The 21,666-nt window shown below is 54.2% G+C and carries 17 protein-coding genes and 1 riboswitch; of the genes, 14 read left to right on the top strand and 3 right to left on the bottom strand.

From position 1 onward, the window contains the following. Positions 1-171: 171 nt before the first annotated feature. Genes HMPREF2609_RS08040 through HMPREF2609_RS08010 form a run of 7 tightly spaced genes read left to right on the top strand, consistent with a single transcriptional unit; the run spans position 172 to position 8,434 of the window. A complete protein-coding gene (locus HMPREF2609_RS08040; RefSeq protein ID WP_083296720.1) occupies positions 172-1,398 on the top strand; it encodes a cytochrome P450 in 1,227 nt (408 codons plus the stop codon). Continuing rightward, positions 1,385-2,341 (top strand): ABC transporter ATP-binding protein, encoded by a 957-nt coding sequence (locus HMPREF2609_RS08035; protein WP_070536269.1) that lies wholly within the window; start codon positions 1,385-1,387, stop codon positions 2,339-2,341. The genes HMPREF2609_RS08040 and HMPREF2609_RS08035 overlap by 14 nt, the downstream gene beginning before the upstream one ends. Before the next feature lie 13 nt (positions 2,342-2,354). After that, entirely contained in the window at positions 2,355-3,194 is an 840-nt protein-coding gene (locus HMPREF2609_RS08030) for an ABC transporter permease (RefSeq protein ID WP_070536268.1), read from the top strand. Between the two features lie 9 nt (positions 3,195-3,203). Further along, positions 3,204-5,459, top strand: a complete 2,256-nt coding sequence (locus HMPREF2609_RS08025; protein WP_070536267.1) for a YcaO-like family protein — start codon at positions 3,204-3,206, stop codon at positions 5,457-5,459. Positions 5,460-5,472: 13 nt separating this feature from the next. After that, on the top strand, positions 5,473-6,732 hold the full coding sequence (locus tag HMPREF2609_RS08020) for a SagB family peptide dehydrogenase (RefSeq protein WP_048753244.1): 1,260 nt from the start codon (positions 5,473-5,475) through the stop codon (positions 6,730-6,732). 24 nt (positions 6,733-6,756) lie between these two features. Then, the gene (locus tag HMPREF2609_RS08015) at positions 6,757-7,824 is read left to right on the top strand and encodes a sensor histidine kinase (protein WP_048753246.1); all 1,068 of its coding nucleotides are present in this window, start codon (positions 6,757-6,759) and stop codon (positions 7,822-7,824) included. A gap of 4 nt (positions 7,825-7,828) precedes the next feature. Continuing rightward, complete coding sequence (locus HMPREF2609_RS08010; RefSeq protein ID WP_048753247.1) at positions 7,829-8,434, top strand: response regulator transcription factor; 606 nt, start codon at positions 7,829-7,831, stop codon at positions 8,432-8,434. 57 nt (positions 8,435-8,491) lie between these two features. Here HMPREF2609_RS08010 and HMPREF2609_RS08005 read toward each other — a convergent pair whose 3' ends face one another. Both HMPREF2609_RS08005 and HMPREF2609_RS08000 read right to left on the bottom strand, forming a co-directional pair. After that, a complete protein-coding gene (locus tag HMPREF2609_RS08005) occupies positions 8,492-12,451 on the bottom strand; it encodes a DEAD/DEAH box helicase (RefSeq protein ID WP_070536265.1) in 3,960 nt (1,319 codons plus the stop codon). A gap of 44 nt (positions 12,452-12,495) precedes the next feature. Then, entirely contained in the window at positions 12,496-12,786 is a 291-nt protein-coding gene (locus HMPREF2609_RS08000; protein ID WP_048753271.1) for a hypothetical protein, read from the bottom strand. Positions 12,787-13,050: 264 nt separating this feature from the next. After that, positions 13,051-13,179, top strand: a riboswitch (SAM riboswitch). On the opposite strand from HMPREF2609_RS08000, the gene HMPREF2609_RS07995 reads away from it, so the two are divergent. From HMPREF2609_RS07995 to HMPREF2609_RS07985, 3 genes are all read left to right on the top strand, one after another. Then, positions 13,158-13,436: a nuclease PIN gene (locus tag HMPREF2609_RS07995; RefSeq protein WP_238382392.1), complete on the top strand. Its 279-nt coding sequence runs from the start codon at positions 13,158-13,160 to the stop codon at positions 13,434-13,436. (Overlaps the previous riboswitch by 22 nt.) Before the next feature lie 4 nt (positions 13,437-13,440). Beyond that, positions 13,441-13,875 (top strand): PIN domain-containing protein, encoded by a 435-nt coding sequence (locus HMPREF2609_RS07990; protein ID WP_070536263.1) that lies wholly within the window; start codon positions 13,441-13,443, stop codon positions 13,873-13,875. Between the two features lie 289 nt (positions 13,876-14,164). Beyond that, the gene (locus tag HMPREF2609_RS07985; protein ID WP_246825623.1) at positions 14,165-16,240 is read left to right on the top strand and encodes a cell division protein PerM; all 2,076 of its coding nucleotides are present in this window, start codon (positions 14,165-14,167) and stop codon (positions 16,238-16,240) included. Between the two features lie 131 nt (positions 16,241-16,371). On the opposite strand, the gene HMPREF2609_RS07980 is transcribed toward HMPREF2609_RS07985, so the two are convergent. Then, entirely contained in the window at positions 16,372-16,854 is a 483-nt protein-coding gene (locus HMPREF2609_RS07980; RefSeq protein WP_246825622.1) for a hypothetical protein, read from the bottom strand. Between the two features lie 199 nt (positions 16,855-17,053). Here HMPREF2609_RS07980 and purN point away from each other — a divergent pair, with 199 nt between their 5' ends. The 4 genes from purN to glyA all read left to right on the top strand — a co-directional run bounded on the left by purN (position 17,054) and on the right by glyA (position 21,561). Beyond that, a complete protein-coding gene (purN, locus tag HMPREF2609_RS07975; RefSeq protein WP_070536259.1) occupies positions 17,054-17,617 on the top strand; it encodes a phosphoribosylglycinamide formyltransferase in 564 nt (187 codons plus the stop codon). A 110-nt stretch (positions 17,618-17,727) separates the two neighbouring features. Further along, positions 17,728-19,332: a bifunctional phosphoribosylaminoimidazolecarboxamide formyltransferase/IMP cyclohydrolase gene (gene purH / locus HMPREF2609_RS07970; protein WP_070536370.1), complete on the top strand. Its 1,605-nt coding sequence runs from the start codon at positions 17,728-17,730 to the stop codon at positions 19,330-19,332. A 147-nt stretch (positions 19,333-19,479) separates the two neighbouring features. Beyond that, positions 19,480-20,049, top strand: coding sequence for a TetR/AcrR family transcriptional regulator (locus HMPREF2609_RS07965; RefSeq protein ID WP_048753255.1), 570 nt, complete (start codon positions 19,480-19,482; stop codon positions 20,047-20,049). A gap of 231 nt (positions 20,050-20,280) precedes the next feature. Beyond that, a complete protein-coding gene (glyA, locus tag HMPREF2609_RS07960; protein ID WP_048754446.1) occupies positions 20,281-21,561 on the top strand; it encodes a serine hydroxymethyltransferase in 1,281 nt (426 codons plus the stop codon). The last annotated feature ends 105 nt before the right edge of the window (positions 21,562-21,666 follow it).

Genomic DNA, 21,666 nt, shown 5'->3' with positions numbered 1-21,666 from the left:
ACGATGGGAACCAGGCTATTAAAGCTTGAGTACTAGCCTGGTTCCCACTCTGGATACACAGTGAAGGAAAATCATGAAAAAGCGTTCAACAGGTCGTTGGGTTTTTCGTGGAGCGTTACTCGTCGGATTTTTGCTTATTAACGCTTCAGCCAATCATTGGTGGCCGTTCCTATGACTTTTACATATGACAACGGATTAGTTCAGATGCCTGAACCCCCGCATCTTTTTACATCCGCTTGGTACGAATCTCCTATTTCGAGTGCTCTAGCCTGGCAGAGCCACGCTCCTGAGGGTATTGGGGCATCAGATATTTCTGGCGTTTTGTTGGCCACTCGGTTTGAGAGTGTCAAAACGGTTTTGCATGATGACCAAAGGTTCTCTGCTGTGGGACAAAAACATTTGAGTCAAATGCAGTCCCAGGCACACTACGCGAAACCTGAGCCTGCAGATTTTCAGATTCCTCAAACTCAGCAAAGGTTCTTAGCGCATATGGATGGATCCCCTCTTCGCCAGATGCGCAAAAGGCTACGTACTCCTTTTACCGCTGCGAATTCTAAGAAAGCGGTCGAACGTTGTCGAGATGCTATCGAGCAGTCCGTCACGATGCTCACGCAGTCGAAAAAGCTAGATCTTGCAGGGTGGTGTGATGATCTCGCGGTATCCCTGATTAGTGTTCTTATCGGGTATGAAGGAGATATTATCGAGCTTTCTCGATGGTGCCGAAAACGGGGTACTGTCCCGAGCAAACGAGAGGGGAAACTCTCTGCTCCAGACGCGCATCAGCTCTTCGCCGAAGACGTTATGGGTGCAGGAGGGTTCTACCATCAGTATCGTCACGACGGTATGCCCCACGATGCAGCAGTCGAAATTGTCAGTATGCTCGCCTCAATCACCCATGAGAGCCTGCAATGGGCTATGACTAACGTTTTGACCGTACTGACACAGCGTAACCTTTGGGAAACAGTAAATTACGAGAACTCTATCGCTATGGTTGATGAGGCACTGCGCCTATACACGCCTACCGCAGCGTTAGGACGCCTCGCTACTGTTGATACCAAAATAGGTGGAACGTCCATTCGTGCGGGGGAATTAATCGTGTGTTTACTTCATGCCGCACAACACGATTCCAGAATGTTCCCAAACCACGATGAGTTTACGCTCGGCAGGCCGCATGCGTCAGAAGTAACCTTTGGGATGGGACCTCACGCATGCCTCGGATTCCCCATCGCCCGTCCTCTCATGGGGGCAGTTACCCATAAAATCGCAGAATCTGCGTGTACTTTACGGCTTGGTGAAAATCCTGAACCACTACCGGAGATGATCAACTCTACGTGGATCCAAATGCCGGTACACCTTATACCTTCAATCTCTGGGGAGAATCTTTATGCAGGGATATGAGCAATACAGCGTTATCGCTGAGGACATTCACCAAAATTATAGTGATGTGAAGGTGCTTAAAGGCGTCAACCTCGCGGTCGAAAGGGGAGCAGTTCACGGTATTCTCGGACCTAACGGCGCGGGGAAAAGCACCTTTGTAGATTTGTGCACCGGATCTTCTAAACCTACAAGCGGTACGGTGCAGGTCCTCGGCGTTGATCCGCATCGCAACTCTGCCCTTGTGCGTTCACATATGGGTATTGTGATGCAGGAAGCGGCATTCCCGACTGGACTCAAAGTCAAAGATGCTGTCACCTGCTGGCAGCGTTATATGTCTGCAACAGAATACACAGTGCCTGAGTTTTTCGATCTTGAGAAACTAGCGGATCGCAGAATCCATGAGCTTTCCGGTGGCGAAAGGCGCAAACTTGACCTGTATCTGGCTATGATGGGCAATCCTTCTCTGCTTATTCTTGACGAACCCACAACTGGACTTGATCCGTTAGCACGTAGAGATGTGTGGGAGGTTATACAGAACCTTGCCGAAACAGGTACTACCATATTGCTTACTTCTCACTATCTTGATGAAGTTTCGGCTCTTTGCCAGCAACTTTCTATTCTCCTTAACGGGCAGATTGTTGCGAGCGGAACCCCAGCGCATATTGCTAAAGAATACAGTCACACACGGCAAGGCTGGGTAGAACTCTCGGACTGCCAGAACGCCCAAGCCCTTGGTGGAAAACTTTCTTCGCAGGGCGGGTACAAGAATATACGTGTTCATGATGCCACGGTTTCATTCGATGTAGAGTCCCCGACAGGGTTACAAAACTTATTTGCAACATCCGCATATCGTGATGCTGTCCTTGATTTTGCGCTCAGCGACTATTCACTTGAAAACGCGTACGGCAGCATTGTGCGATCTACGGATGCCCCACAGGGTATAGGTAGTACCCGCACAGACTAGGAAGGCCACTTACGTGAGTGCCACAATCTCAAACTTCACACGAAGTCTGTATGCGCAAATAGCCATGCAGCTGACCGTCTTTATCCGTAATATGCGGAGTGTTTTTTTCACTTTAGCCTTCCCCATTATGATGATCGTGCTCTTCGCCAGTGGATCTTCAGGACAGGCTAATATTCCCGCTCAGCAGGGAGTTGATGTGACAATGGCAAGCTGGACTATTGTGGGCTTGTGCTGTTATACGCTTCTGATGGGTACATTTGTGCGTGTAGCAGGTGATATGGCGGCGCAGCGCTCGACCTCTCTCCTGAAACGTCTGCGACTTCGGAGCACATCGGATGCCGCAGTAATCGCTGGTTACATTGTGACTGCATCCATCATTGCCCTAGCGTGTACTTTAATCCTTATTGTCTTTGGCATGGCGGTGTATCACCTGCCTATGCCTAAAAATATTCCATTGACAGTATTGGTTATTCTGCTGACTACGGTGGTGCTCTCGCTCATCGGTGCTGCGTACGCATCGTTTATTCCCAGTGCAGAAGCAACTCAGATTATGCTGCTGCCGCCTGCTCTAGTTTTGATGTTCCTCTCAGGTATCTTCCAACCTGTATGGACTATCCCAGCTGGGCTACGAGACTTCGCAGGATGGTTCCCCCTTGTGCACTTAACGGATGCATTACGTTCCGCGTGGTTCGGGCTCGATGTAGCACACGCGCAGGTAAGTGATACTGGATTAACCATCCCTTCAGGAACCCAGTTCATCAGTACTCAAGGGATGCTTGTTATCGGTTTATGGTGTGCAGTTTCACTTATTTTTGCGATTACTAAATTCCGGTGGGATCCCCGACAACACTAGGAGAGAACTATGATAACCGCATCGTTAGATAACCAATCTGAGACCGCTGAGCTATATCCCCAAGGAACTGAACGATATGTAAGGAACCCACAATTCCACTTTACTCAGCAGACCCGGGAAAATCGCACGACAGTTGTTGCTTCTTCGCCCGAAACAACAGTGCTGCTTGAAGGGCCTGAGGCTGAATTCATCGCTGAAGTTGACGGGAAAACCTTGGAAGATATGATGCGTTTACCCCGCTGGGCAGCGGATCTTCCACTCATGTTTGCTCTTGCGGCTCAGCTGCAGTATCGCGGGCTTATTATGACTGAGACTCAACTTTCAGACCATACTACGCAGGGAAATATTGAGATTATTGACGTTACTCGTGCCCGAGTTCTTAAGTCTTTCTCTGCCTCGCCTCAAGACGGCATACGGGTTATTGATGGGCACACGGTTCCTAGCGTGAATTCGGGTTTACCAACGGTGATTGTCTGCGAAGATATGATTTCTCCCGCTGCCGAAAAGCTGTCTAGGAAGTATGAGGCGGCGGGGCATCTGTACTGCCTAGTGCAATTACAGGGAGCGGATGCTCTCATAAGCCCAGTGCTGGGGAATTCGTCGAGCGTACCTTATGACCAGCTCAAGCATAGTCTTCAAGTTAACGCACAGTATGCTCTTTCGGGCGGTAAACTTCTGGACAATGTTATGGGGGCGGCCTCAGTAACTCCGCGTTCCGCGGTGTACTCGCTTGTCTGGTCGGCAATTCAGCGAATGAAGACATCAGATCCCGCAGAGCATACAGTCTTACGTTTTAAAAACGGTCTCTTTGAAGGGGAGCACTACGTCATGACGGGTGCCAAGATTACCAAAGCTCAACCGTTGAATTTTGACGCGCAGGCTAAAAAAATTGACCTGAGCTTCAATCCCGTCAACGACGCTGGACGCGCAAAATCTACCCGAGAGACCTGGGAAACCTATCGACATCTTGTATCTGATGTAACAGGAGTCGTGTCAAGCCTTAAACGTTTGGTACCTGAAGACGAAGAGCTCCTGGTACACGTTTATGGGGCGGGACATAACTGGGCACTCAATCACAGTAGCTCTGAAGAATTCACACGTAGCTTACGCGGTCGTTCTTCGGGTAAAGGAACCACCGATTTAGGCGCCCGAGTATCCGGTTTGGCAGAAGCTATTGAACGTCATAGTGCGATCTCTGACGGCACTGAAGCCCGTTTACACACCAGCTATAAAGACTTGGGGGAGCAGGCTCTAGACCCTCGAACCCTGACACAGTTCTCTCAGGATCAATACGAGCAACGGGATGTTCTCAACCAAGTGAAGGATCCATATCATTGGGTTCCAGAAAAATTCGATCCCACAGCAGAGATTGATTGGATGCCTGTTTGGCGACCCGCATGTGATGAAACTGCCTGGATTCCTGCAGCGTACTCGTTATTCATGTTTGATCACGGAGCGATGCTGCCAGGTGCAAAATGTCCGCTTGGACAGAAAATGATGCGTTCAGATTCAAACGGTCTCGCAAGCGGTTCTACCCCAGGCGATGCCGCCGCGCAGGCTCTGCTTGAACTTATTGAGCGCGATGCCGTTGCCATTTGGTGGTACAACAAAATTCCCCGCCAGATAATGGCACCCGAGTTTACGGATACCCCTTTTATTCAGCGTACCCGAGAATGGCTGCAAAGTATTGGCCGCAACCTAGAGATTCTAGATATCACAACAGACATAGGTATTCCTGTAGCTGCCGCTGTAGCCCCTAAACCTGGGGGTGTGTCCGATCAGATCATTCTGGGGTTCGGCGCGCATCCTAACCCTGAAATTGCTGCAACCCGTGCAGTAACAGAGGCTCTGCAGTTTATGTGTGCCCTGCCAGCGCAATTTAGGACCGCAGAAGGTATGGATCTAGACCTCCTTAAAATTTCGGTAGATGATGCTGCTAGTCATTGGCTTCAAAACGCTAAACTAGACGATAATCCTCATCTTGTACCTGATCCACAGGCGCTTAACGTAGAGCATGTACCGTGGAAGCAAGCCGACCCCCAACGTATTATTGCGCGTCTAGAAGATGTCGGTTTACCTGTGTACCTTCAAGAGCTTACACGTCCTTATATTGGGCTTCCTGTAGTACGTGCTCTAGTCCCGGGGCTGCGTCCGTGGTGGAGGCGCTTAGCAGCGGGACGACTCTACGATGTGCCGGTTCAATGCGGATGGCTTACCCAGCCCACCCAAGAAACTGACCTCAATCCGATCTCCATGTTCTTCTAGAGGGAGTTACCCCGTGACAAAGACCCACCTGAATCCACACAAAATACCTTTGATTCATTGTGAATATCAGCTGAAACAGATGCATCCTCAAAACAATGAAAAGTTCGGAACTTTAGAAGACTGGGCTCAGAACTTAGACGTATCTGCACAGCAGGTCGCTCTGATATTGACTCGACAGAGCTCGTCAAGAAACCTTATACAACGTCTTATCAACCCTGAAACCGGAGCAAGCATAGAGATTTCTGGCTTTGAGCTCCTGCTGACTGAAGACGCGCTGGAACCTGTTCTTGACGAGGCAAATTATCCGCTTGGTCATACTGACTGCACTCTTACGCCGGGCGTTGTTATTTACGGGATGAATGGAAATACTCGCTTTGAAATAGCGCATCGGCCTTTACGAGTAACTCTCAATGCCCAAGCCTGGTTAGATGCTATGACGGGTGGCGTAACCCACCAAATTCTGGAATTTATAGGGATTTTTGCGCCTGAAGAACAGCATCATAAATATGGTCCTTGGGACTGTTGGGAACCTCATGACTATTTTATGTACCGACGTTCCAGGTTTGATACGGCAACCGGAGGGTATGGCGCTACTCGAACACGTGAGCACAACACAACCTTGCTCAAAGGCTTGGCTTCTCTTCGACAATTTCCCTTCCCCAAAGTTGATTCTCGCCGCCACCAACTTCTTCTGGATCAGGCGCTTCTACAACGAACATCCCGGCGCATACCGCAAAAACCTTCGTTAAGTCTTGAATCTCTGACAACACTGTTGGAAGAAAGCCTGCGTGAAACTTCCCATAAGAGTGAAAATATAACACGGCTGCCTTTTCCCAGCGGTGGCGCTCTTCACGAGCTTTACCCCTTCATCATTGCTCAGAATATCGAAGGGCTGGAACAAGGGCTATGGTATGCAAACCTGCATACTCGTCAGTATGAACAGGTTGCGGCTGTTGAGGAGAAAACTCAGAGCGCGTACATGCGTCTATTGCGTACCTATGCAAGTTCGGCAAGGCTAAAGACTGAAGATGTACAGGGGCTTGTTTTATTAGCTGCTGATTTTGACCTTGTGACTTCAACGTATGAAGGAGTCGCATATTCTCTTACCCTCAAACACGTAGGAGCATGGATGCAAACGGCCTGCCTGCTTGCGGAAGAAATACCACTCAACGTATGCCCTTTAGGCGGTGGCGATGCCCGCGCGTTTGAAACACTCACAGGCGTTTCATCCGATAGACTGGTTCCTGTGGGCGAGATTCTCGTGAGTTCCTAGCTTCTACGGTAAGGTTTTACACCCATGTTTGATACTTACGGTATATGGACCGCTCTGGCTTGGTGTGCTCTTGTGTTTGCTGTGGTCTGGATTGGGTACCTCAGAATCCAGCGTCCTACCGTAGGGAAGATCCATAGTATTGTTTCTATCATTATTATTATCTTTTCCTTAGTAGGTATTCTAGGCATTAAGCAATCTATGCTCCCAGTGGGGATTTTATGTTGTGCTATAGCAGTTACCGGAGTAAGGAATACAAAAATAGCGGCTATTACAACCCTGGCAGTTGTTGTGGCTCTTAACTATTTGCAGACTTTAGAACCTAGCTGGGAGATCAATACCAGTTCCCATGATCCAGCTATTGTTGCCATCGTGGGGTTTCTCTTCATGAATCTTCGGATTAGCCGAGTATCACACCGGCGGCTTCAAGAAGAACTTTATATTGCTGAACAGAACCAAGAGTTACGTGAACAGAACCTACAGGCAGAGTTTAGGACCCAGATTGCGGCGAACCTTCATGATCTTATTGGGCATGATTTAACAGTTATTAATATTCGCCTGCAACAATTGGTACGTACCTTAAAACCTCTTGATTCAGACGTGGCATATGAAGCGCGTGCGATACAGAAAATGACACGTTCTTCTATAGCTCATTTACGCGACGTTGTAGAAGGCTTTAATACAGTTGATTTCTCGCATCAACTCAATGCTGTACCGTCATTACTGTCATATCGTGGTATTCAAGCCCACATGGATATTCAGCAGAATGTTCTCAAGGTCCTTAACCCAAGTACCCTCACAGCACTGTATTGGGTACTTCTTGAAGCTATCACCAATGTTCTTAAACATAGCGGTGCAAAAAATTGCTGGGTGAGTCTAAAACAACATTCTTCGGGTGACTATATGCTTATTATCGCGGATGATGGTATAGGACTGAAGGAAAGTTCTATGCGGAACACCGGTGCCGGTTTAGCAGATATGAATACCCGCATTCAACATATAGGTGGAGAGACAACTCTTGGTGCCGCACCTGAGGGTGGAACCCAAGTCAGAGCTAGGATCCCAGCTTCTAACATCATTACTGGAGGGGCATAAAATTATGATTACTGTTCTTATAGCTGATGATCAGACGATGTTCGGCAGCGCGCTCGCCAGTCTCATTAATGAAGAAGAAGATTTGGAAATTGTGCGTGTTTGTCGAGATGGACAGGAAGCTCTGGATAGTATTGTCACATATATTCCAAATGTAGCGCTTCTTGATATTGAAATGCCAAAACTTAACGGTCTAGATGTTCTTGATGAAGTTCAGAAGCAAGGCATAAACACGAAAATAGCTATTCTGACGACTTTTCAATCTCCTGGTTACGTTCGTCGTGCTCTTGAAAGCGGTGCTTGTGCTTTTATAACAAAAGATCAAGATGCTGAAGAAGTATCAAATATTATTCGAGATATACATTCTGGGAAGGTAGTGGTTGATTCTGCGCTGCTTCTTAGTGGTGCTACACTGCCAGCTAATCCACTCAAACCCAGACATCAGGATGTTCTAAAACTGACTATGGAAGGAAAAACCGTCAATCAAATTGCACGGGAACTATATCTTTCTCACGGTACTGTGAAGAATTACCTATCTGAAGCCATTCAACTTCTTCACTGTACTTCGCGTGTAGAGGCCGCTCACACGGCGCGTACTAACGGTTGGATTTGACCTGACCTTATGTATAAGGGGGCGATGGGCTTATAAAGATCCTTTTTAGCAGAGGAGTTAGGAATCAGTCGGTGTGAAAAGCTCACGAATCTGTTCCGCATCCACCCGGGACGAGGCGAAGGAACCGTCGTTGACGACCGCATCAAACAGCGCCGCTTTCGATGCCTTCAAATCCATGACCTTCTCTTCAACGGTGCCCTCAGCCACCAGCCGGTACACGTGCACATCGCGTTCCTGCCCCAGCCTGTGGATGCGGTCCACCGCCTGCTGTTCAGCCGCCGGGTTCCACCACGGATCCATGATGAAACAGTGATCTGCCTCCGTCAGGTTCAGCCCGAACCCGCCCGCCTTGAGCGAAATCAGGAACACTGGCGCCGTACCCTCGGCGAAATCTTTCAAAACCTGTGGGCGGTTGCGGGTTGTGCCGTCCAAGTACAGGTAGTCGATGCCTTCAGTCTGCAGCCGCTCGGCAATCGTGCGCAGATACCCCGTGAACTGGCTGAACACCAGCACCCGGTGCCCGTCGCCTAAGAGCGAGGGCAGATGCTCCACCAAATATTCGAGCTTGGCGGAAGCCACCCCGGCGTATTCGTCCGGGTCGATAAGCGTGGCGTCAAGCGCCAGCCGCCTCAGAAGCGTGAGCGACTGAAAAATCGTGAACCGATTCTTATCCATATCGTCTAAAAGCCCGAGCACCTTCTGCCGCTCGCGCTGCAGATGCATATCGTAAATATGCCGATGCGCCGTCGTGAGCGGCACGTTCACCCGCACATCGTTCTTTTCGGGAAGATCGGCGGCGACCACATCCTTCGTGCGGCGCAGCATCAGAGGGCGAACCCGGCGGCGTAACTTCTCAATAACCTGCGGGTCTTCACCGGACTCGGCGGGGCGCGCATATAGGTCGCGGAACATTCGCGCCGAGGGGAACAGCCCATCCGCCACAATCGCCAAGAGCGCCCAAAGCTCCATGAGGTTGTTCTCCATCGGGGTGCCCGTGATGGCGAGTTTCACCTGCGCGTTTAGGGCACGCGCCACCTTCCATGCGCGAGTTTTCGTGTTCTTCACGAACTGCGCCTCATCCAAAATCAACGCACCCCACCCTGCATGCGGGGAAGTACCGTTCTCTGTATTTTTGGGAACATGGTTACCGAATTCGGTGTATCCGTCCTCGTCGAGGCGGAACAGCGCATAGCTCGTGAGCACCAGATGCGCACCCTGTACCAGCTCGGCGATGCTCTTGCCGCTTTTGCCCGTAGACTCGGTGATAGTCACCACCTTCGCACCCGGCACAAATCGCGCGGCCTCCTGCGCCCAATTACCTACCACGGATGTTGGCGCAACCACGAGGAAAGGCGCAAACTCGGTGTGATCGACGCGTTGCTCATGCTCGGCGATCGCCTGGGCAAGCAGAGCGAGCACCTGCACGGTTTTACCCAAGCCCATATCGTCGGCAAGAATTCCGCCCAGCCGGTGCTGCCTCAAGAACGCGAGCCAGCGGAAACCCTCAAGCTGATAAGGCCGCAGAACTGCGGTAAGACCCGGGGGAGAGGGCAGGTGATTCGCTGAAAATACGCCGGAAGAAACAGATAAAGAATCGGAATGTTCGTTCTCTAAAACTTCTTCGGAACCGGCAGTCTCACCTGCCCGGTCGGCGGCCTCCACAAGGGCGAGAAGACTCTTGACCTGCGCATCCCAAGAAGCCACGGTTTCCACACTCGAAGCGAGCGATTCCAGCTCAGAGAACAGTCCCGCCTGATGCCGGTTAATACGCAGCTCACCGCCGGTTTCGTTGAGTGTGCGAGCCTCCTCAATGAGGGTGCGCAGCGCCGAAAACTCCGGGCGATTGAGCGAAAAATAGGTGCCGTTACCCAGCAGAATACGGTCTTGATTCCGATCGAGCGCCTCAAAAACCTGGGCGAAAGGCACAGTCCAGTTATTGACCTTAATAGCGATACCCAGCCCGAACCAGTCACGCGAATTACCCTCGGTCACCTTGACCTCAATCATGGCGTCGGTCGCCTCGGTAAACTCGGGTACGGAACCGAGCAGCCGCACGCGAACTCCGGGAATACGCCGCAAGGCGGGCAGCACATGGGCGAGAATATCGCGGGTTTCCCACCCCTGAGAACGGCGTTCCCCGAACCCGCCTGCCAATACCGGGTTGGATGCAGTCGCCGACCGTACTGCGCGTAGCACCCGCGCCTCAAAACGTTCGTCGCGTTCTGTGCCCGAGCCCAGCGGGGGCAGGCGGCGAACCCCCGAGTCTGTGCCTTCTTCATAGAGTGGGTTCTTCGGGTACTCCCAATACCAATTCAGGAGCGCATCGTGCGAAATCTCATCATCAAAATGCGCCTCAAATACCAAATAGGGTGAACGAACCTTCGGCAGCGCCAAAGCCGGGTCTGGGGTAAGGAATGGGACGGCCCGCGTGAGGGTAGGCAAGAACTCGCGGTGAAAAGCCTCGCGCTCGCCCGCCGGAATACGCATTTCGCCGCGAGATACCAACGATTCTGCGGCTGCGTCCAAGGGCTCGGCAAGCGGAATAAACGCCAGGTTAAGACCCTCCGGCAAGTCCGGAATAGTTGGCGTCGCAGCGTTCTCGGACGAAAGTTCGGGAATGAGCCCGCCCGTCTGCGTTTCAGGATTTTCGTTTTCGTCCGAGCTCTCCTCTGCCTGTTCCTGCGAAGATTGAGCCTGAAAAACATTGCGATGCGGCGTATCTAAGGCGCCCTTGCGCGTGCTCTTCCAATGCACTCGATGCGCCTGTTCCTCGTAAATACGCTGCACAAGAGAGCCGAGCGCGAAAAATCCTGAGCGTGGCGAGCCGATGGGGTGGCAGTGCGCGGCATCAAACCAGAGCTGCCGCACCCGGTTATCTTCGCGGGTTTCCCATCCCAAGGCGGCATGAAGAGCCAGGTCAGGAGCGGAATCTTCACTCACGGCAGCCTCTGCGTTCTGTCGGGATTCGGCCTCAACGGCTCCGGCGTGTACCCTCACCCGGGCGGGTGGTAAAACCGCAGTGGTTACCTCAAACCCTTCGAGAAGAACCGGCAGGCCAATCTGCTCTGCGCGCGCCAGAACATCCCACAGCAGCGTGGAATTCGTGGCGGTAAGCGAAATCCAGTCCCGATGCGAAGAGTACATATTCTGCCACGGGCGCGCGATAGCGTATATTTCGGCAAAGAACCGTTCGTGCTCAGGATACACCTCGTGACGACCGACCGGCCCACCCACGCTGGAGGCGAAGGTCTCCCAGCTGAGCCCGCCCTTGATCCAGCGCCCGGTTTTGGACTGCATCAGTGGCCGCGCCAACAAATTGATAGGCGGGGTTGCACCGGGAATATTGCGCCCGCGCGCATACGAACCCGAAATGCTGAAGGAAAGATCGAGCGCCCCCGGAACCCGTGCCGAATCAATACCGGATGCTTCGCCCCGGGCGGCGAGAACCTGCGCCATATCGCGCCGCCACACCGAAATTTTCGAGGGCGAAGAATGCGTATTCTCGTGGTCGTTCAGGGGGAGAGGTTCGGGGTCGGTGGTGAGCGAGCTTGCCGAACGAATCGCCCCGGATGCGCGCAAGGCCGCCAGGGGATCGTCGGCTGTCTCCGCAACCTGTCGCACGGTATCTTCTGGCCTCTCCGGGTTCATAGACTGGCGGATGCGGCCACCAGGCGCATTGTCGAGGGCTTTCCGCGCGGTCTTGGCACGGTCGAGTGCAGTGAGCATGAGGGCGACGGCGTGCTTGCAGTCGGCGGCGACCGGGCATGTGCATCGTGCGTTGAAAAGATTGGAATCGGCGTCAGAACCCGGGAAGAAGCGAATATCTACCTCATAGGGGATAGGGGTACTCCCGTTCACCAGGCCTTCCAGCGTGTTTTCGTCTTCGTCGTAGGTGTAGCGCACCACTTCACGCTGACGGGCATAAGCAAGCCCGCGCTGGTATGCCTTATGCCCCGCCTGCCGAATAATCTGCGCAACGGTGACGGGGATATCGGGGAAAGGGTTTGGCGTGCTCACCGTTCCATTATCTCAACGGTGTCAAAGAAGCGCGCGGTAATTCGTTATGAGGTCTGTCCAAGATGGGCTGAGCGTTTCTTACGTGTATTCCTAGTCGTCGTTGTGAAGAGCAGAATTAAGGCGATAATGCCGGTGAGGAATCCGGTGCCTAGGAACCATAGGCTCAGATTATTAGTCGCCATGACGAGGGGACTTGCTCCTGCGGGATCGATGCCCTTCCACTCGAAGGCGTGGTATTCCACGAGTGAGCCCCAGCCTGCCAGGATGAACAAGCCAAACCCAATGATCAGAAAAATTGCGGCCACTATCCCCATGATCTGTACAGTCTTTTTCACAGTTATCACTCTTTCTTTCCGGAAGCGTAAAGCAGGCGTGACATGGTGATATATCAGAGGCAAGATAAATTTCTGTACATTACCCAGTGTGCCGTGATTCTTCTCGAATGTGTAGACCTGCTCTGAAGACCTAAAACTTCACACTACGCCACCATGAGGTGGTTATATACAGATACGCACCCATAGTCACGTTATGTAAATCACAAGAATTTGATGGGTTCGCACGTTTACAGATTCCTGAAAGCTGTTGTAACCTGGATTCAGCTTCAAGAGTTTCGACTGATAAGCTCCGACTATGGTCGAACGCCAACCCCATGTTCACGGGTGGCTCGGATGACGAAGCGGTTTGTATTCGCCGCCTCAGGTGGCACTTGGTACAGGCAAGAGCAACGCGAAAGGAACGCGCATTCGGCGCATGGTTGTCAATGTACAACAGCTCTTCATCTCCAGCATCCCCCCTTACTCCTGCACGCTCTTATCAGGAAAATCTGCGTGCCGCATCCGTACCCGCACGCGGCGGTTACCAGGCAGTAAGTATTCAGGACTACGCACGTATTTCTTCTAAGCGCGACGAATTCCTCAATTTTCTGCTTCTTCCCAACCCCGAGGGTATTCCCGCCGTCGAATATGCCGGTCTGCGCGTAGCATAGGGGTATGAGCGCCTCAGGACTGCTTCTCGACTCGGATGTACTCGCCGAGATCCGCAAAGCCACACCAGATCCCAAAGTTGTTGCTTTTCTGCGCCACCGCGCCTATAAACACCTCTACATTTCGGTGCTGAGCGTAGGCGAGCTCAAAGGACTCTACCCCTATCCAGAGACCGACCGCTGGATTGCTGAACTTCTCGACAGGTTTGCCGACCACATCATCAACGTGGATGCGCGCGTAAGCCTCGAATGGGCAGGACGCAGCGCCCCGCGCGGCACCCACAGTCACGGATGTAAAGATGCCGAACCCCTGCCCACCGCCGCCCTCGAAGGTCTGATGGCGGCGAGTGCCCAAGCTCATGACCTCGAAATCGTTTCCTCAAAGGCTGAGGTGTACCGGTCCTGGGGCGTACCCGCAGTGAATCCGTGGATCGAAGACTAATTGTCCGTCCCGTATTTCGCTGTAAGCGCCGGGGGAGTACCTGCGTGTTCGAGAAGACCGTGAGAAATGCTCGGCACAATTATCTGTACCTGCCGCTGCAGCGGTGAGAGCGTATCAGTAACGTTCGTGTAACCCCTATGTTCACGGTGAGCGGTTAACGAAGGTTAGCCGCCAATTAACCGGAACTATTTCCCCGAAAGCCCAGCAGGCTCACACGCGCTGGCGGGTTTCATGGCATGATGGAAGAACGATGAAAAGTAGCTCTTCTACATCCCGGTATTCTGCCCCTATGCCACTCTGGCTGCAGGGCATCGTTGAATTAGTTTTTACCGCCGCGCTTTCTTTCGGGCTTGTGCTCGTTCTGCTCATGGCGGTGTGGTTTACCAACGGTTTTAACCGCATGGATTTTCCCGCACTCGCAACTCTTGCCTCCCACCTGTGGCTGCTCATGCACGGTGTGCCGCTGAATATTCCGAATGCGTTCGGTATTATCTTGCCGCACGGCATGCTCACACTGGTGCCCATGGGGCTGAGCATCATTCCGGTGCTCCTATGCTTTAGGTCTGGGCGGAAATTGGCGCGCGCATCCTATGAAGGGGAATTCTTCAAACCCGTACTATTAGGGTGCGCTGCCTACGGTATTTTTGCTGCCGTCGCCTTTGCGTGGGCAAGCACTGAACGGCACCTGCTGGGTATTGTTGGTGCGGCGTTGATTCCGCAGATAGTGGTGCTGGTCGGGTTGATCTGGGGCGGCTACTATGAATCGCGTTCGCTCGCCCGTATGGTGGGCGTGAACACCGCTGAACAGATTTCGCAGATGAGCCAGTACTCGCGGTGGGCGAGCTCCTATGTGTGGTCGATTGTGCGTGCCTCCATGGTGGCGATTTTCTCGCTCATTATGGGCGGTGCTTTAGTGCTGGTGATCGCCATGATGACGCGCTGGTCGCAGATTGCAACAATCTACCAGGAACTTCACGCCGGGCCGGTGGGGGCGCTCGCGGTGACCCTGCTGCAGCTTGGTTACCTTCCGAACTTGGTGATTTACGCGATGTCGTGGACTACCGGCGCCGGGTTCGCGTTCGGCGTTGACACGCATGTGGGCTGGTCGCAGACGACGATGGGCGATCTTCCGCTCTTTCCGGTTCTGGGTGCTATCCCTGAGAGCCTGGGCTGGATAGGGTATGCGGGTCTGGCGGTTTCGCTGGGCGCCGGGACCGTTGCCGGTTGGTGGTTCTTGCGTGAAGGTGAAGACCACGTGGATGAGTGGATCACCATGAAGGTACGTTACCGAGTGATTGCGTTGCCGCTTTCTTCGCTCGTGTTGGGTTCGCTGGTGGGCGTGCTCTGTGGCGTGTGGGCTTATATTTTGGGTTGGATTTCCAGCGGATCGTTGGGTGTGGGGCGTTTTACCGAGGTAGGCGCATCGCCCGCAGCTTTCGCCGTGGCGACCGCAATAACCCTGGGTGCGGGTACTGCGTTGGGTAACCTGCTGTGCCATGTGCTTCTGCCCGACAGCAGTCGCGAGCTGCCGCGTTTTGCCGATGAACGTCCCAATCTGGGCAGTCGCATGAGCGAGATGCTGCAGCAGCGTCGCGCGGCGCGGGCGGAGCGTGAACAGTTCAGGAACGATGAGCAGGAACGCGAGGCACAAGAACGTGAAGAGCAGGCGCGTGAGCGGGCTCAGCAGCGGCGTGAACGCGTCAAACAGGTACACGCCCGCCGTGCAGAACTCAATAAATTTGCCGAACAGGAAGAGGCGCAGCGAGCGCATGGTTTAGGTATCAAAACGGAGCAAGAATCCTTGCGTGAAGACGGTTCCGCTGAAGCTGCGGACTCGAAGGATGCGGCATCTGACGAACAAACCATCGAGCTGACGGGAGCGGATGAACCCACTGTGGAACTTGATGCCTCTGAGAAATCCGGTGGGAGTACCGAGGATGCGCCGCGCACGGTCAAGCCCGGCAAGCGTGAGAAAGCACCGGGGAAGCCGGTCTTTAACCGCGTTCCCCGCCCCGAAACCTCCGGTAACAGCGGTGATAATAAGGGTGATCGGGAAACACGAGAGCAGAGCGCTCGCACAGGGGAGTCTGGGTCGCAGAAAGCCTCATCGTCAGCGGAGTTCCACGAGCCCGGGTATAAGCGTTTTGCCGTGCCGCGCCCGGTTGCCGCATCGCCCGCATCCGATCAGGAGAATACGGAAGGTTCGGCGCAGTCGCACGAGACTACCGTTCAGGAGAAGCGTCAGCTCACGCCCACTCAGGCGATGGCTGTTATCTTCGGAACCCCTGAGTCGACCGAGGATGAATCTTCGGAAGAAGAGCCCGCCACGGGTCAGAAATCCTCACAGAAGAAGAGGAAGAAATAACTTTCGCGCCCGATATGGCGATATATCGGGAACACCTAGAGGGCTGGGAGTACAGCGGAATATAGCAATTGTGCCGAGTGAATCCTTAAGATTCACTCGGCACAATTGTTTGAAAAGCCCCCAAGAAGAACTTAAGGAGCAGGTTCGCCAATCGATACAGAAGTATTGGCGCGCACTGCACGGTCGAAGGACTCTTGACACTGCTTCATATCGGTATCCGTCAGGGCGTGGGAGTAACACTGCCGATAGTTTTGCGCATCCGGGCTCAACGCCATGACAAGCCCCGAAAGAAGCGTCCACCCCGCAAAAAGAAGACTTAGCCCCGCGGCAACGTAGAGAATCCACGGTCCCCGCCCTTGGGCATTGCGCACGATCGCCATAATGGTCAGCCCAATCCCCAGAAATACCAAGACAAAAAGCAGAAGAAACAGGGGGAAGGGGCTCAGCAAGAAGGGGGTTCCCGATAGGGTCAGCATAGAACCCGCAAGCAACAGCCATAAACTGCGCATCAGCTTGCGGCGGCGCTCCTTAGGGGTGAGCTGCGGACGCTTCGGCGCAGGCGGCATCGGTTGCTGCGGCGGCACCTGGGGGTAGGATGGGGGCATATTTGACATAGGTTAAGGGTACCTCCCTGCGGCGGTCTGCGGTCACGAGAATCACCGTGAAACCCTGAAAATCTGGACTGGGGGAGAACCGCCAGCTTATCGTTTCGGAATTGGCTTAACTACAAGAATTTATGGTGCGGTGCCCGTGGCGTAGGTGCTACCCAGCCGCTATGTGATGCGCTAAACTATTGCTGTGCGAATTGTGATAATGGTCTCCGGGTCCGGTACTAACCTGCAAGCTATTCTCGACGCCGTGAAGGCTGACGAGCTGAACGCAGAGATCGCCGCTGTAGGCGCAGATAAGCCTTGCACCGGCCTTGACCGAGCCGCCGCAGCCGGGGTTGAAACCTTTCTGATCGAACCGACAGACTATGCTGACCGTGAGCAATGGAACCGCGCTCTCGAAGAGAAAATCGCTTCCTACACCCCCGATTACGTTGTATTCGCCGGGTTCATGCGTATTGTGGATGCGCAGCTGGTCGCCCGCTTCGAGAACCGGATTATCAACACTCACCCCGCGTTGCTGCCCTCATTCCCCGGGGCGCACGGTGTGCGGGATGCGCTCGCCCACGGCGTTAAAATCACTGGGCTGACGGTTCATTTCGTGGATTCCGGGGTTGATACCGGCACGATTATCGCCCAGGCTGCGGTGCCCGTCGAGGACTGTGACACCGAAGAAAGCCTGCATGAGCGCATCAAGGTGCAAGAACGTCAGCTCTTAGTGCGGACCCTTGCAGAATTCGCTGCCCTGCCCAAAACTCAAACCCCCTAGAACTTCCTGCCCGCATGGTGCCGCATCCCGGTGCATGCGGGCAGTATCAAAACCCCGCCACGGGGTAACGCCCATTCACCGAGCAAGAAGCAACGGAGTAATTAGTGTCTATGAAGAAGCTCGATCGTCTGCCCCTGCGCCGCGCCCTCATATCCGTGTATGACAAGACGAACCTGGCGGAGTTCGCCCGCGGTCTGCACGAGGCAGGCGTGAAGCTGGTGTCTACCGGTTCGACCGCATCCACGATCGCCGCCGCCGGTGTGCCCGTCACCGAAGTTACCGAGGTTACCGAGTTCCCCGAATGCCTGGAGGGCCGCGTGAAGACCCTGCACCCGCGCATCCACGCCGGTATTTTGGCCGACCGCCGCAAGCAGGAACATATCGACACCCTTAACGAGCTCGACGTTGAGCCCTTCGACCTGGTGGTTGTGAACCTATACCCCTTCGCAGAGACCGTGGCATCCGGTGCTGACCAAGACGCTATTATCGAGAAAATTGATATCGGCGGTCCCTCAATGGTGCGTGCCGCCGCGAAGAATCACGATGCGGTCGCCATCGTTGTAGACCCCAAAGACTACGAGCGTACCGTAACCGCCGCTCAAAACGGCGGGTTCTCCCTGGAGGAGCGCCGCCGCCTGGCTGCTGGCGCCTTTGCCCATACCGCCGCTTACGATACCGCCGTCGCTACCTGGACCGCCGCGCAGTTCCAGCAGGATGAAGACGCTAACTTCTGGCCCCCGTACGCTGGTTTGGGCTTTGAACGCAGCGAGACCCTGCGTTACGGCGAGAATCCGCATCAGCGCGCGGCTCTGTATGTGGATCCCGCAGCAGCCCCCGGTATCGCCCAGGCTGAGCAGATTCACGGCAAGGCGATGAGCTACAACAACTATGTGGATGCCGATGCCGCCCTGCGCGCAGCCTATGATTTTGATGAGCCTGCGGTCGCCATCATCAAGCACAACAACCCCTGCGGTATTGCAATTGCAAGCCCTGACGCCGCAGATCCAATTGCCGATGCGTACGCTAAAGCTCATGCTTGCGATCCGCTGTCCGCCTATGGCGGCGTGATCGCGGCAAACCGCCCGGTCACCAAGGATATGGCGCAGGCCGTTAAAGATATTTTCACCGAGGTTATTGTGGCGCCCGGATACGAGCCGGAAGCCCTCGAAATCCTGGAAACCAAGAAAAATCTGCGCCTGCTGGTGCTTCCCGAGGGATTCGGGCGTGAGACTATCGAGTACCGCTCGATTTCCGGCGGTGCGCTCTTCCAGGAAGCCGACCGCCTTAACGCCGAGGGTGATAACCCGCAGAATTGGCAGCTGGTCGCCGGTGAACCTGCCGACGAGACCACTCTGCGCGATCTTGAATTCGCGTGGCGTGCCCTGCGTGCCCCTAAATCGAACGCGATTATGCTCGCCGATAACGGTGCCGCCGTGGGTATCGGTATGGGGCAGGTTAACCGTGTGGATTCGTGCAAACTCTCGGTTGAACGCGCCAATACACTCGGCGGAGAAGGCCACGAGCGTGCCCGCGGTGCGGTTGCCGCATCCGACGCTTTCTTCCCCTTCGCGGACGGCCTGCAGGTTCTTCTCGACGCCGGTATTCGCGCGGTTGTGCACCCCGGCGGCTCGATCCGTGATGACGAAGTTATTCAGGCCGCGAAGGATGCGGGCGTCACCATGTACCTGACTGGAACTCGCCACTTCTTCCACTAAATTCCGGCATTGTCTCAACAATCGAATGCGCCAGCTGGGTAGGCTGATGCACGGTGAATATTGCCAACCCAATCCGGCTGCAAAAGTTATGGTGTGCACGGGTTGGGTTGGCACGCATACGGGGTAAATATTCGATAGGATTAAGACGTGCCTAAAGTCAGTGAAGAATACAAAAAGAACAGGCGTATACAGATTATCGATGTCGCCCGTGAATGCTTTATTAAAGGCGGGTATCAAAAGACCTCGATGAACGAGATTATTGCCGCCACCGGGCTCTCCGCAGGAGCTATCTACAACCACTTTTCCTCGAAAGAAGAGATCATGGTAGAGGCCGCACGCCTTGATATGGCTCCCTTCGAGAAAGTGCGTGCGGATTCTCCATGGGATTATGTTCTGGGGTTCTTGAAGATTCTTGATACGGCAAAAACCCGCCGCTTTCTGCTCGCCACCTGGGGCGAGGCTGTCTCAATGCCCGCTATCAATGCCGTAGTGGGGGAGCAAATGCATCAACTGCGCGCCATGGCGATGGAACGTTACCGTGCCTGGGGTGAACGCGAACTCGATGTAACCGCTGAAGAGCTTGAGCAGTGGCTTAATGTCATGGGCGCGGCGGTGCTTTCGGTGCTTAGCGGGTATGTGGTGCAGACTCAGCTTCTCGGAAAAGAAAACCGTGAAGCCTATTTCGCGTATGCAACCGCTATTTTGACTCAGGAATAACCCGGTGTATATGCGCCGCCTGCGCGCGTCTGCCTCCTTCGGGACAATACTCACGGTTCGGCATGGAAAACTCGCTGCAAGGATCGCCGCGAACATGTCAAAGAGCCCTTGGTATGGCCATCTCATACGGTGGGCGTCATATCTGTGCAGGCGCTAACCTATACGGTAAGATGAGAGTCACATCATAAGCTCTCATCACATTTTATGCAGATTCACACTTTGAGGAGTGGTATGACCGAGCAGACTCGAACCGTGCTTGAGGCTCCCCTCGCGGAGCTTGATCCCGAGGTCGCCGAAGCACTCGATCTGGAACGTAAGCGCCAGCAAAACACCCTGGAAATGATCGCTTCCGAAAACTTCGTGCCGCGTGCCGTACTCCAGGGGCAGGGGTCAGTGCTGACCAATAAATATGCGGAAGGCTACCCGGGTCGCCGCTATTATGGTGGCTGCGAATTCGTCGATATTGTCGAAGACCTGGCTATTAAACGGGTTAAGGAGCTCTTCGGCGCCGAACACGCCAACGTACAGCCTCACTCCGGTGCCCAGGCGAATAACGCCGTCATGCACGCCCTGCTGACCCCCGGTGAGAAGATCATGGGTCTTTCACTGGCTCACGGTGGGCACCTTTCGCACGGTATGAAGCTGAACGTCTCGGGTAAGCTCTACGAGGTTGTTGCCTACGAGGTAGGCGAAGACGGTCGGATCGATATGGAACAGGTTCGGCAGCTCGCACTCGCTGAGCGTCCCAAGGTTATTATTGCCGGATGGTCGGCATACCCCCGTCAGCTGGATTTCGCGAAATTCCGTGAGATTGCCGATGAAGTTGGTGCCTACCTGTGGGTTGATATGGCCCATTTTGCCGGTCTAGTAGCGGCGGGTCTGCACCCCAACCCGGTGCCGCACGCCCACGTGGTTTCGTCGACCGTGCACAAGACCTTAGGCGGACCCCGCTCCGGGTTTATCCTGTGCACCGAAGAGCTCAAGAAAAAGATCGACTCAGCGGTATTCCCCGGGCAGCAGGGCGGACCGCTCATGCATGTGATTGCCGCGAAAGCGACCGCGTTCAAGGTTGCCGCGACCGAAGAGTTCAAAGACCGTCAGAAACGTACGATCGAGGGGGCGCGCATCCTAGCAGAGCGCCTGACCCACCAGGATATGCGCGATGCGGGCGTTTCCATCGCCACCGACGGTACCGACGTGCACCTGGTACTGGTCGATCTGCGCCACCACGAGCTCACCGGTAAAGAGGCTGAAGACCTGCTGCACGACGCGGGTATTACCGTTAACCGCAACGCGGTGCCGAACGACCCTCGCCCGCCGATGGTGACCTCCGGGCTGCGCATCGGTACCTCGGCCCTGGCAACCCGCGGTTTCGATGCCGAAGGCTTTACCGAGGTCGCCGATATTATCGCTTCGGTGCTGTTGCCGCAGCACGATATCGCCGCCTTGCGCGAGCGCGTGAATAAGCTCTGCGATAAGTACCCGCTCTATGTGGGAAGTGAGAGCTGGTAAAACTTATGAAGACCCCGTTGTACGCTTCGTAAAGCGTCTGCGGGGTCTTTTGCCCAGTGTAAACCTCTCACGGATGAATCCATGACATGAACAGAAAGGAAAACT

Source organism: Rothia sp. HMSC058E10, from assembly GCF_001809415.1.
Classification (GTDB): domain Bacteria; phylum Actinomycetota; class Actinomycetes; order Actinomycetales; family Micrococcaceae; genus Rothia; species Rothia dentocariosa.
This window is presented reverse-complemented; position numbering and strand designations above follow the sequence as displayed.